Genomic DNA, 12,996 nt, shown 5'->3' on the forward strand with positions numbered 1-12,996 from the left:
TTAATCATCCCCTTCTGTCAAATGTATAAACAGATCTTGAAGTGAAATTGGACCAATCTCCAGTCCCCTTTGCCGAGCTACTTTTCTGTCATGCTCACTTAGTTCACCATATACCATTACAGATTTTGTATTACCCAATTGTTGACTATTTAACTGTTTCATCGGGCGTACAAACTCGTCTACAACCTCCGCTGCGCCTGTAATGGAAGAGCCCTTTGTAACAAGGGACTCAAAATCCTCTTGTAACACAATACTTCCTTTATGCAATATTATTACTTCATCAAACAAATAATCCATTTCAGAAACTAGATGTGTAGAGAGTATAATGATGCGCGGATGGTTCGATTGGTCTTCTAGCAACTCACGGTAAAATATATCTCTAGTTGGAGCATCCATTCCCAAGTATGCCTCATCGAATATCGTAATCGGGGATCTACTTGCTAAACCTATCGTTACGTTTAGAGCGGACTGCATACCCTTCGAGAATTCTTTTATTGGTTTCTTTAATGGAAGTTTAAACTTCTCTACTAAGTAGTCAGCGTATTCTGCATCAAATTGAGAACGGTATCTCCCAACATACTCGAGTGATTCTTTTACATTATCTGATTCATCTTTATAGTCTTTATTGAAAATGAAAGATACATGCTTCATAATTTCTGCATTCTCAAATGGAGCTTCGCCACCTATTGCAATAGTTCCGCCGGTTTGTTCTCTGAACGATGCCAAGATAGAAAGTAGAGATGTTTTCCCTGCACCATTTCTTCCTAATAACCCGTAAATTTTAGGTTCATTTAGGATGAAAGAAACGTCTTTTAATGCGGGATAGGAACCATAGGTTAAGCTCAAATTGTTTACTGAAACATTAAAATTCATTGAAGATCACTCCTTTTCACTTTGCTTATTAGATGAACGATTTCCTTTTCTGTTATACCTAACTTGTCAGCTTCCCTCACTAGACCTACTATATAATCATCTACAAATGCTTCTTTCCGTTTTTGCACGAGCACTCCTTTAGCTCCTTCTGCTACGAACATCCCTATCCCTCGCTTTTTAAATAATATTCCTTCTTCTACTAATTGGTTGACCCCTTTTGATACGGTTGCGTGATTTATCTTGTAAAAGCTAACTAATTGATTCGTAGAAGGGGCCTGCTCACCTTCTTTTAATTGATCGTTTACAATTTGGTCTTCAATTTTTTCTCGGATTTGCAAATAGATCGGTTTGTCATGGTCGAAAAGTGTGCTCACTACAATAACCTCTCTCCTTATTACTTATATGGTTATATACTTATGTGTATAACCATACCAGGTGGGATATTTTTCGTCAAGCAGAAGATTTGCCGTTAATATTAATAAAAGGCAAACTTTTTTTCAGCTAACCCAGTCTAATAATTAATACGTTCGAACGTTACAGCAAGAAAAAGGAGCATACCCCTGTCATGACAAAATCAGAAAAGTTTCAGCTAGTGGAAAATTATATAGTTGAAAATCAAAACGCCCATTACCGACTTGCTTATAGCTATGTAAAAAATAAGGAATCTGCCTTGGACATTATCCAGGAGAGCATTATGAAAGCATTAAAGTCGATTGATTCACTTGAGCAAATCCAATATTTAAAAACGTGGTTTTACCGAATATTAATAAATACTTCCATAGATTTTATTAACAAAAACAAACGAATGGTTGTCGTCGAGGATGAAGTTTTAGACTTCCACCTACCTTCCAACGAAATGGAAATACCGGACATCGACCTGTATGAGGCAATTGACCATTTAGCACCAAAACAGAAGACACTAATAATCCTTCGTTTTTTTGAGGATATGAAAATAGAAGACATTGCAATAACACTTGGTATAAATTCAAACACAATTAAAACTAGATTGTATGCATCTCTTAGGAAATTACGTTCCACTATGGAAGAGAAGGTGAAAGCATGAGCAAGTTAAATGAATCTAAAAAACAGTATAACGATATTGAAATTCCATCAGAGTTAGAGCAATTAGTAAGTAAATCTATTCAAACTGTAAAAATGGAACAAAAGAAGCCTTCTTTCAAAAAGCTTGGAATTGGCATTGCTGCAGCTGCAGCAATATTTGTAGCTAGTGTTAATATGAGTCCTGCTCTCGCTCAATCCCTTTCCACAGTGCCTGTACTTGGATCCATCATTCAAGTCGTTTCGGTACAGGAAATAATTATAGAAGAGGACACATATAACGCGGATTTAAAAGTACCAAATATTACTGGATTAACTAATAAAGAATTAGAAAATAGTCTAAATGAAAAATATATAGCAGAAAACAAAGTACTTTATGAAGGCTTTCAAAAAGAGATGGAAGCACTGAAGGAAGTTGGCGGGGGTAATCTTGGTGTAGTTTCTACGTATGAAGTAGTAACGGATACAGATGAGATTCTCTCTATCAGCCGCTACGAGGCAAATATAGTAGGTTCTTCATCCACTACTATGAGAACCGATACAATCGACAAGAAAAATGAAATCCTCATCACACTGCCTAGTCTTTTTAAAGACAACGGATATATAAACGTAATTTCCAGCTATATCAAGAGTGAAATGTCTAAAGAGATGGAAGCAGATGAAACAATTACGTATTGGGTCGCAAGTGAAGAAGAAATTGGTTTTGAAACCATTCGTCCAGATCAAACGTTCTCTATTACGGCTGATCACAAACTGACTATTTCCTTCGATAAGTATGAGGTGGCACCAGGTTCTATGGGAGTTATTACTTTTGAAATACCAAGCGGTATTATAAAAGAAGAGCTAATCAGCGATTATTATATTCGATGATTTCAGGGATATTCGCGTGATAATCATATTTATTCACCAGTTACTAAAATCATGGTATTTAAAAACTGCTCCTTCTCACGAAATGTGAGAAGGAGCAGTTTATTTTTTAGTTATGAGGGCATCGGTGTTTCGGTTGGTTTTGCATAGCCTTCTTTATACGTTTCATCAATTGTATTACGAATTTCTACTCGTGATTTACCCTCTTGTACCATTTGAATTGATGCGATAGCCGTTTCTAAACAGGCTGCGCAACGAGTTCCATGATCATCCCAAACGACCTCTCCATTTTCCTTTATCTCATGGACGAAGCAGTTGAAATTACTTTTGTGTCCTGCACTATCTCCACAACCACAATAACAAGGCATCCATTTTAGTACATCATTCGCTTTTGCAGCTGCTTGATAAACGAGCTTCATGTCCTCGGACTGAGCATCTAAAAATGCAGGCAATATATCTGATGAAGCTGTTGTTTCTTGTAAATCCCCATTTTCTAGATGACCAACATGATCCTCGTGTTCTTCATGATTTTCTTGCTTATTTTCCTGTCCACATGCGGAAAGCAATAATATACTGCTTAGTAACATAAGTAATACTTTTTTCATAATCATATACAATCCTTTTTACATATTATCAGTCTAGCTCCAGCGCCTAGCCCTTCGAGTCGCTTCAGAATTGCGGGGCCGCACGATGCGGGTCAGTCAGTCATTGCGACACGACGTCGCGAACTTAGACTGACTTCCCCTAGGCAAAAAACGCCTTTATTGCATTTCTTCCAGCGCTTTTCAGGGCTTACATAGGCGCTTTCGCTTTTCTTTAAATATTAAATCATATTTTCCGGTTTTACTATTTCATCAAATTTGTCAGCAGTCAGAAGTTCTAGCTCGATTGCTGCCTCTTTTAATGTTGTACCGTTTTTATGTGCATGTTTAGCTATTTTAGCGGCATTCTCATACCCGATATATGGGTTTAATGCTGTTACGAGCATTAATGAGTTATTTACATGGTGCTTAATCGTATCTAAGTTAGGTTCAATTCCCACTGCACAATTATTATTAAAGCTTAGAATAGCATCACTTAATAATCCAACTGATTGTAGGAAATTGTAAATGATTACTGGTTTAAAGACATTTAATTGGTAATTCCCTTGGCTTGCTGCAAAGCTGATCGTTGTGTCATTCCCCATTACTTGGGCAACAACCATTGTCATCGCCTCACTTTGAGTTGGATTTACTTTACCTGGCATAATAGAACTTCCTGGTTCGTTTTCTGGAATAGAAATTTCTCCAATACCTGAACGCGGTCCACTTGCAAGTAAACGTACATCATTTGCAATTTTCATCAAGTCTGCAGCTAATGCTTTTACAGCACCATGGACATAAACAACATCATCATAGCTTGTTAACGAATGAAATTTGTTTTTAGCAGAGGTAAATTCAATTCCTAGTGCTTTAGAAATTTCCGCTGCCACTTGGTCACCAAAGCCTTTGGGAGCATTTAAACCTGTTCCAACGGCTGTTCCACCAATTGCAAGCTCCTTCATATCTTCTACGCTTTGTGTAATCATTTTTGCTGATTTCTCTAGCATCCGATGCCAGCCACTAAACTCTTGTCCTACTGATAGAGGAGTCGCATCCTGTAGATGTGTACGACCGATTTTTATAATATCCATAAATTGCTCGGATTTTTTTCCTAATGTTCCCTTTAAGACATCAATTGCTGGGAGTAGTTGGTTTTCTATTGCAAGTACTCCAGCAATATGAAGCGCCGTTGGAAAAGTATCATTGGAGCTTTGTGATTTATTTACATCATCGTTCGGATGAAGACGCTCTTCGCTTCCCTTTTCCTCTAATAACTGATTCCCTCTGTAAGCGATCACTTCATTAACATTCATATTAGATTGAGTACCGCTACCTGTTTGCCATACAACTAAAGGAAAATGCGCGTCTAGTTTACCAGCTAAAATTTCATCTGCTGCTTCTGCGATAGCATCTTTTTTCGCTTCCGACAGGTTGCCTAACGAATGACTTACAACTGCTGCAGATTTTTTTAAAAGGGCCAATCCATGAATTACGCCAATTGGCATCTTTTCTGTGCCAATTTTAAAATTTTGTTTGGATCTTTGAGTTTGGGCTCCCCAAAGACTATCTTCTGGAACTTTTATTTCTCCCATAGAGTCATGCTCAATACGATAAGACATTAACCTCGCTCCTTTTAAATCCATTTATTTTGTTTTTCTTCCAACATTGCTAAAAATTCATCCACTACCTCTGGGTGAAATTGAGTGCCTTTTCCATCTTTCATCTCTTGGATCGCTTCCTCAATGGTCATCGCCTTGCGGTATATTCGATTCGTAGTCATTGCATCAAATGCATCTACTACAGAAACAATCGAAGCCTCTATAGAAATTTCATCTCCCATTAAGCCATATGGATATCCTTTTCCATCATACCTTTCATGATGTTCTTCTACAATAAAAGCGGCTTTTCGTATACGTTCAATTTCATGATTACGCATCATTTCTGCCCCTAGAGTTGTATGCATTTTAATGACTTTCCATTCTTCGTCAGTTAACTTACCCGTTTTGTTTAGTATTTCTAAAGGAATTGCCAACTTACCTATATCATGAAAGTACGAACCCATCGATATAATAGCAACGCCTTGGCGACCTGGTCTCATTTTTTTCCAGAGTTCGATAGAATAATCACGAATTCGCGAGCAATGATGATAAGTATATCCGTCTACTTCTTGAATACGTTTAGCATCTCTTTGGATAATTTCACGCTCAGAAAAGCTCTTTTCAAATATCGAAGAAGTCATTTCAAATAAAATCTCGACATGTGATTCTGCATTACAGGTGACGACTCCAGTACACTTATTGACATCAATGACATCGCCTTGATGCAATATAAACTTTTGTCCATCGCAATCTATGTCTAAAACACCAGTTAAAATCGTATATCGCTCTACAAAATCAGCCGAATTATTTGAGTTATTATAAACCCAAGTTGTTGTGTTAGGAAACAATGTATATAGAGAGTAAGAAATATCTTCTGCACTTCCAAGATAGGTTGTAACCGATTGATCGGTAAATACTCTCGGTAGGTATGCTTTTATACGTATATCCTGTATTTGTTCAACGGTTAACATATTTCATCCCCCATACCTATGACAACATTCTGCTTTATCTGCTTTTATTATACAATTCAATTAACTTAAAAGAAATACAATAAAAAGAACCTATGAACATTTTCATAGGTTTTTTTCATTAAAACGTTATGGAGTTTCATTTACATTTATTATTTCTTCCGTTAAACGGTCAATACTTGGACGTATATTCCCTTTACCCGCATAACTTTCAAGCATTTCTTTTACATCAATTCCAGAAGATGCTTTTAGAGTTTCTTGAAGAGTAGACATCAAGTTCGTTGCATAAGAGGTGACTTTGTTAGCTCCTCCACCTTCTCCGCTGCCAGTGTCCACAACCGTTATTTTATCGATATTAGCAAGAGGACTTGCAATTTGTTTAGCGTACTCAGGAAGCATATGAACAATCATATCGAGAACAGCTGCTTGACCGTACATTTCAAAAGCTTCTGCTATCTTACGTTTAGCTTCTGCTTCGGCAAGACCTTTCAATCGAATAACATCTGCCTCTGATTCACCCTGTGCCCGCTGAGAATCTGCTTTTGCTTGACCATCTAAGCGTACCTTCTCCGCATCAGCCTTTGCTTTAGCTTCTATTCTATACTTCTCCGCATCAGCCTCTGCCATTTCACGAGACTTAGAAGCTTCTGCATTTTGTTCAATAGCATAGCGATCTGCATCGGCTTTTTTCTTCACCTCAGAATCATATTGCTTCTCTCTTCTTAGAATCTCTTTTTCTTCTAGTTCTATTTGTTTTTGACGCTCAATAATTTGAATTTGCATTTCTTGCTCAATAACATCCTGCTTAGAACGCGCCGTTTCTAATTCATATGCTTGGTCTGCACGGGCTTTGGCAATATCCGATTCGCGACGATATTCCGCAACCTTTAACTGATTATCTTTTTCAGATTCCGCAATTTCCGTAGCTCTTTCTATTTCAGATCTTTGCGCATCTTTGGAAGCCTCTGCCCGTTTGATACGAGTTTCTTTTTCAGCTTCTGCAGTAGCAATGTCTGCATCACGCTTAACTTGCGCAATTCTGGGTTTCCCTAAGGAATCCAAGTATCCGTTTTTGTCACGTACATCTTTGATAGTAAATGATACAATGACCAATCCCATTTTCGCTAAATCTTGAGAAGCTACCCTTTGCACTTCCTGTGAGAACTTATCTCGATTTTTATAAATTTCTTCTACAGTCATGGAACCTAATATAGAACGAAGATGACCTTCTAATACTTCCTTGGCTTCGTTTTCACGATCTTCTTTCGACTTACCTAAAAACTGTTCGGCTGCAGTGGCAATTTCCGAAATAGAACCACCAATTTTAATAATTGCCGTTCCATCTGCCATTACTGGAACACCTTGTTCCGTATATACTTCAGGTGTAGTAACTTCTAATTTACTAGATAGTAGACTAAGTGGTTTTGCTTGTTGAAACACCGGGAAGATAAATGCACCACCACCACGAATAATCTTAATGCGGTTGCCAGATTCATCTGTGTGTACATTTCCAGAACCTAAATAACTTCCCGTTACAATTAGTGCCTCATCAGGACCAACTGTACGATACTTAGTAACAAAAACTGCTAAAATGGCAATAATCACAAAAACTACTATTCCAATAACAATAAACATTTCCATTTGCATTTCTAATTCCCCCTATTATTTATACTAGTGGTACATATTCTTTTACTAAAAAGGTACCTTTGTCTACATCAATAATTAACACCTTTTTGTCATAATCTATTTCCTCATTGTCATAACCTGTCGCTCTTTTAGAAATGATCCCATTGACTGTTTCAATTACTATTTCACCAAACCCGTCTATTGGTATCGGGACAATAACTCTTCCAACCTGTCCTTGAAGTGACTCATCCGTATATGCTGTCGATACTTCTGCAGAAGCGAGCGGAACTAGTATGAAAAAGTAAAGTAAAAATGTTAATACACTAGAAATAATAAGAGCTACTACAATGACAATTTTTTCGTCCCATTCTGTTAGCTTCAATAAGATAAAACCGGATGCACAAATAAATAATAGGAAGGAAAGAACCGTTGTTGGATTTAATATTCCATTGTCCATTCCATCAATTGCATCTGCAAATAACACATACAAAATTGTAATTAGTCCAATACCAATTAGGCCATATAAAAAGAATTGTTCTATTTCAATCACCTCTTCCATTATATAAATCTCTTTGTACTATATACGGAACTAAAATCAGAAGGTTTCATATATTCTACTTTTTGCGAGAACTTAATATTGCGTAAAATTTTTCGCTTATTCTTTAAATTCTGTCAAAAACCCTCCATTTTCAACAAAAAATACGTATATTAGTTCTAATTTGTCGAACTAATGTTACAGGATTGTAAATTTGTATAATCTAGAGTAAAAAATGTGTTGATTTAGTAATTTTTTTGTTATGCTATTTGAGGAAAAAGTAAATATATTAACTAAGTCCAGGAGGCTTTTATGATTAGTTCAAAAAAACCCGATCCATTTTTCGTGTCTCTATTAAAAATTGCCGAAAACGTACGTGATAGTGCTCACTATGCAGATGACTTCCGCATTAATACGGTTGCAGATTTAAAAGAAATCAGCGTACATTTAAAAAATTACGAAACTGCTGGAGACACATTAATACATGAATTGATCGTTATGTTAAATAAATCCTTTATGACTCCAATTGAGCGTGAAGATATTCTTGAACTTGCGATACGTATGGATGACATTTTAGATGGTATTGATAATTTTACCGCTCATTTAGAAATGTTTTCATTAATCGAAATTGACGAATCTATGCGTACATTTTTAGGGTATATCGTGAAAAGTACAGATGAAATTGTGAAAGCAATGGAGCTTCTAGCGAGTAAAAAACTTTTGAAGATGCATGAGCATTCCATCCTTATCAAAGATTACGAGAGAAAATGTGATGATGTACTTCGTTCATCGATTAAACAGTTATTCTTAAATGAAAAAGATCCAATTCGCATTATTCAATTTAAAGATATATATGAACAATTAGAAGAAATCGCTGATTATTGCCAAAACGTTGCAAATACGTTGGAAACAATTATCATGCGAAACGCGTAGGAGTAAACCTTTATGGAAACAGTATTTATATTAACCATTCTAGTAGTAGTCTTTGCTCTTGCATTCGATTTCATCAATGGGTTTCATGATACTGCAAACGCCATTGCCACATCCGTTTCCACAAGAGCATTGAAACCTAGAGTGGCAGTATTAATGGCAGCTGCTATGAACTTTGTAGGTGCTTTAACCTTTACGGGAGTTGCTAAAACAATAACAAAAGATATTGTAGATCCTTTTGCTCTGCAAAATGGCTCGCTAATCATTTTAGCTGCATTACTCTCTGCAATTATCTGGAACCTAGTTACTTGGTATTACGGAATTCCTTCCAGTTCGTCACATACGTTGATCGGCTCTATTGCCGGTGCTGCAGTGGCATCTTCTGGTTTTGCAATATTAAACTGGGAAGGTTTCATAAAAATCATTCAAGCATTACTTATTTCACCATTTCTAGCCCTTGCTGTCGGATTCTTAATGATGTCATTATTTAAAGTAATATTTAAAAACGGGAGTTTATATGGGACAAACAAGAAGTTCCGTATATTCCAAATTGGGACTGCTGCCCTTCAATCCTTTACGCATGGTACAAATGATGCGCAAAAAGCAATGGGGATTATTACGATGGCTTTAATCGCTGCAGAATGGCAAACAAATGACGATATTCAATTATGGGTTCGAGTTGCTGCAGCTACTGCAATGGGACTTGGTACTTCTATTGGTGGTTATAAAATCATTAAAACTGTTGGTGGTAAAATCATGAAAATACGTCCTATTAACGGAGCGGCAGCTGACTTGTCTTCTGCAATGATTATTTTCGGAGCTACCACTATTCATTTACCAGTTTCCACTACACATGTTATATCCTCTGCTATTATGGGAGTTGGATCTGCTCAACGTGTGAAAGGTGTAAAATGGGGAGTTGCAAAAAAAATTGTTTTAACATGGATTATCACTTTACCAATTTCCGCTGTAATGGCAGGCATTATTTTCCTAGCATTAAATTTATTCTTTTAATATAAAAAATGATCCTTTGTCTTTTTGGACAAGGGATCATTTTTTGTTCATTAGAACTCTCCTAAAACAACTTATTCTTTAATTTGTAAACCTAATGATTTAGCAAAGCCGATTGCTTGTTCTGTGGAGACAGTACAACCTTGCATTTTATCCAATGATACGGTTAATTGTTCGTATGTATTCGAGCTTAAGTCTACACCGTTTAGAGCTGTGCCATTGAAATTTGCTTCATTTAATTCACAGCCTTCAAAATTTACTTTATCAAACGTCGTCTCTATAAAATCTGCACGATTGAATGACGTTTTAGTGAAGGAGACTTTTTTCAATTTGGAAAAACTCAAACTTACATAGTTGGCAACCGTGTCTACCACTTTTACATCCGTCATCCTGCTTTGTGATATGTTAGCTCCTACTAACTTCGAACTAAGAATTTCTACACGATGGAATACAGCATTCCCAAAATCCACATTGGATAAGTCACACTTTTCAATAATACAATCAATAAACTCTACTTGTTGAAATCGAACACCTTCCATAGAGATATCCCGAAAATGTATTTGATCGAAAACGATTTTATCTTCTTGCTCCTCGTCTAACTCTAGCTTAGTGACCAATCCATCTGATACATAATAATCTTCCAACAGTGCTTGTCGCACATCTAGCTCTTGTAATGATTTTGATATTTTTGGTACTGCTATCTTCAATGAAATCCCTCCTGTGGAATTGCTCTTCATATTCTACCATTATATTAGTATTTTAGTCTTTGTTTGCTTTACAATGTAACTAGGTTTTAATGGAGGAGGAATTACATGAAAGGCTTGTCTAAAATAGTGACTCGTCACTATAAGGTAATACTAGGTATTTGGTTATTATTATTTGCCGCTTTAGCTGTATTAGCTATTCGTTTGCCTGGACTATTGGAAGGTGATGGATTTAGTACCGATGGGGAACACGCAGAGGTAATGGAAGAATTAACGAAAACATTTGATTTTCCTGCTGAGTCCCTTTTCGTGGTTTTTGACCAAACATCCGATGATACCATCAAAGAAACGTTACAGGAGATAGAAAAACTTGAGATTGCAGAATCTATTCAATCTCCTTTAGAGGATGACTCTTTATATAAAGATCACGTAGCCTATGCCATGCTTCACTTCGACTCAGATGCCGATATGACAGGTGCAGTCGATGACATCAGAGAAACTATTGACGGGGAGAAAGGCGTTACGTTAACTGGTGGTGCTGCTATTAACAAAGATATTAATAGTGCTAGTCAGAAAGACTTAGCGAGTGCAGAGGCAATTGGATTACCAATAGCAATTATTGTATTACTTCTTGCGTTTGGTAGTGTCGTTGCAGCATTTATCCCACTTGCTATAGGAATTGTCACAGTGGTATCCGCTTTCGGTGTGATGACCTTATTTAGTGAGACGATGGATTTATCCATTTTTGTTATGAACATTATTCCAATGCTCGGATTGGCATTAAGTATTGATTTTGCTCTACTACTTATCAATCGCTACAAAGAGGAACTTGCCAAGAATTCCACAATCGACGCTGTACAAACCGCTATCCAAACTGCTGGTAGATCCATCATCTTCTCAGCAATTTGTGTATTTATTGGTTTGGGAGCTATGCTCGTTATGCAAGTAGAGATATTCCAAAACATTGCACTTGGTGGAATGCTTGTCGTAACGATTGCAGTACTTTCGTCTATTACTTTGCTTCCTTCTATATTGATGCTATTAAAAGAACGTATTAACAAATGGACAATTATTCGTGTTAAACCAGGTGCTACAACTAAATGGCGTAACTTCGCTTCATTTGTCATGAAGCGTCCCGTGACATTAATACTTGTCGCACTAATTTTGTTAGGTATCGGAATAATTCCTGTGAAGAATATGGAATTGACAATTCCACAGGTCGATTCACTTCCAAAAACTTATGATTCTAGACAAGCATATGAACTAATGGACCAAGAGTTTGGACTAGGTGATCAATCGACAGTCTATATGATTGCTGAGAGAACAGATGGCTGGGATAGTACTGCTGGCTTAGAAGACATTAAAAAAATTGAAGAGAGACTACTTGAAGATAATAATGTCACCACGGTTGACACTATTTTCACAGCAAGTGAGATCCCAACTGTAGAGCAGTGGGAACAGAGTCTAATGGTTCCAGAGGTGGAAGCACAGCTCACACCATTACTTGATACTTTTGTTCAAGACAACAAATTACTAGTACCAGTAACCTTAAACTTAAATGGATCTTCCAATGAAGCACAAGATTGGGCACGAGAGTGGTCTGAAAAAGATTTAGGTGTCGACTTTAAGCTAGGGGGCCAACCTAAATTCAACCAAGAAATTTTCGATGAGATATTTGATAAAGTTGGATGGTTATTAGCGATTATTTTAGGCTCTACTTTTATCATCTTGATGATTGCATTCCGTTCCATTTTAATACCATTGAAAGCAATCATTATGAATATTATTGGTCTTGCATCGACTTTTGGAATTCTCGTCTATATATTCCAGTACGGTCACTTTGGAATCGAGGAAACTACAATTGCATTAATTATTCCTGTTATTGTATTTAGTCTCGTATTTGGTTTAAGTATGGACTATGAAGTTTTCTTAATCTCCCGCATTCAGGAAGAATACATGAAGCATCAAAATAATACTTTGGCAACCGTTGACGGTTTGACCTCAACAAGTAAGATTATTACATCCGCTGCCTTAATCATGATTGTTATTACAGGGGCTTTTGCATTTACTGAGGTAATGCCTGTTAAACAAATTGGTGTCGGCATCGCAATTGCCGTAGCGATTGATGCTTCCATCATCAGGCTATTACTTGTACCAAGTCTTATGAAACTATTTGGCAAATGGAATTGGTGGCTACCTTTTAGAAAAGGACCTTATAAAGCCAAAAATCTTCATTAATAGTTG

At 36.8% G+C, this 12,996-nt stretch carries 13 protein-coding genes; 5 read left to right on the forward strand and 8 right to left on the reverse strand.

The features are described 5' to 3' along the window. Together MHI47_RS17605 and MHI47_RS17610 are read right to left on the reverse strand one after the other, a co-directional pair. Positions 1-873, reverse strand: a complete 873-nt coding sequence (locus tag MHI47_RS17605; protein WP_340770628.1) for an ABC transporter ATP-binding protein — start codon at positions 871-873, stop codon at positions 1-3. Then, complete coding sequence (locus MHI47_RS17610; protein WP_340763767.1) at positions 870-1,247, reverse strand: GntR family transcriptional regulator; 378 nt, start codon at positions 1,245-1,247, stop codon at positions 870-872. Before MHI47_RS17610 ends, MHI47_RS17605 begins: the two co-directional genes overlap by 4 nt. A 191-nt stretch (positions 1,248-1,438) precedes the next feature. Between MHI47_RS17610 and MHI47_RS17615 the strand changes: the two genes are divergently transcribed. Both MHI47_RS17615 and MHI47_RS17620 read left to right on the forward strand, forming a co-directional pair. Continuing rightward, positions 1,439-1,936 (forward strand): sigma-70 family RNA polymerase sigma factor, encoded by a 498-nt coding sequence (locus tag MHI47_RS17615; protein WP_340763769.1) that lies wholly within the window; start codon positions 1,439-1,441, stop codon positions 1,934-1,936. Beyond that, positions 1,933-2,802 (forward strand): DUF3298 and DUF4163 domain-containing protein, encoded by an 870-nt coding sequence (locus MHI47_RS17620; RefSeq protein WP_340831697.1) that lies wholly within the window; start codon positions 1,933-1,935, stop codon positions 2,800-2,802. Before MHI47_RS17615 ends, MHI47_RS17620 begins: the two co-directional genes overlap by 4 nt. A 110-nt stretch (positions 2,803-2,912) precedes the next feature. On the opposite strand, the gene MHI47_RS17625 is transcribed toward MHI47_RS17620, so the two are convergent. The 5 genes from MHI47_RS17625 to MHI47_RS17645 all read right to left on the reverse strand — a co-directional run bounded on the left by MHI47_RS17625 (position 2,913) and on the right by MHI47_RS17645 (position 8,131). Next, positions 2,913-3,404, reverse strand: coding sequence for a PCYCGC motif-containing (lipo)protein (locus MHI47_RS17625; RefSeq protein WP_340831699.1), 492 nt, complete (start codon positions 3,402-3,404; stop codon positions 2,913-2,915). 218 nt (positions 3,405-3,622) lie between these two features. Next, entirely contained in the window at positions 3,623-4,999 is a 1,377-nt protein-coding gene (gene fumC / locus MHI47_RS17630; RefSeq protein ID WP_340763776.1) for a class II fumarate hydratase, read from the reverse strand. A gap of 14 nt (positions 5,000-5,013) precedes the next feature. Further along, the gene (locus MHI47_RS17635) at positions 5,014-5,949 is read right to left on the reverse strand and encodes an HD-GYP domain-containing protein (protein ID WP_340831701.1); all 936 of its coding nucleotides are present in this window, start codon (positions 5,947-5,949) and stop codon (positions 5,014-5,016) included. Positions 5,950-6,075: 126 nt separating this feature from the next. Further along, positions 6,076-7,593 carry a flotillin family protein gene (locus MHI47_RS17640; RefSeq protein WP_093537490.1) on the reverse strand — a complete coding sequence of 506 codons (1,518 nt, stop codon included), beginning with the start codon at positions 7,591-7,593 and terminating at the stop codon, positions 6,076-6,078. Between the two features lie 19 nt (positions 7,594-7,612). Next, positions 7,613-8,131: an NfeD family protein gene (locus MHI47_RS17645; RefSeq protein WP_093537489.1), complete on the reverse strand. Its 519-nt coding sequence runs from the start codon at positions 8,129-8,131 to the stop codon at positions 7,613-7,615. 288 nt (positions 8,132-8,419) lie between these two features. Here MHI47_RS17645 and MHI47_RS17650 point away from each other — a divergent pair, with 288 nt between their 5' ends. Further along, positions 8,420-9,040 carry a DUF47 domain-containing protein gene (locus MHI47_RS17650; RefSeq protein ID WP_093537488.1) on the forward strand — a complete coding sequence of 207 codons (621 nt, stop codon included), beginning with the start codon at positions 8,420-8,422 and terminating at the stop codon, positions 9,038-9,040. Between the two features lie 12 nt (positions 9,041-9,052). Further along, positions 9,053-10,051, forward strand: coding sequence for an inorganic phosphate transporter (locus tag MHI47_RS17655; RefSeq protein ID WP_340763784.1), 999 nt, complete (start codon positions 9,053-9,055; stop codon positions 10,049-10,051). A 71-nt stretch (positions 10,052-10,122) separates the two neighbouring features. Here MHI47_RS17655 and MHI47_RS17660 read toward each other — a convergent pair whose 3' ends face one another. After that, entirely contained in the window at positions 10,123-10,755 is a 633-nt protein-coding gene (locus tag MHI47_RS17660) for a pentapeptide repeat-containing protein (RefSeq protein WP_093537486.1), read from the reverse strand. Positions 10,756-10,860: 105 nt separating this feature from the next. On the opposite strand from MHI47_RS17660, the gene MHI47_RS17665 reads away from it, so the two are divergent. Beyond that, positions 10,861-12,990: an MMPL family transporter gene (locus MHI47_RS17665; protein ID WP_340831703.1), complete on the forward strand. Its 2,130-nt coding sequence runs from the start codon at positions 10,861-10,863 to the stop codon at positions 12,988-12,990. The last annotated feature ends 6 nt before the right edge of the window (positions 12,991-12,996 follow it).

Origin of the sequence: Psychrobacillus sp. FSL H8-0487 (assembly GCF_038008385.1) — a bacterium.
GTDB lineage: Bacteria > Bacillota > Bacilli > Bacillales_A > Planococcaceae > Psychrobacillus > Psychrobacillus psychrotolerans.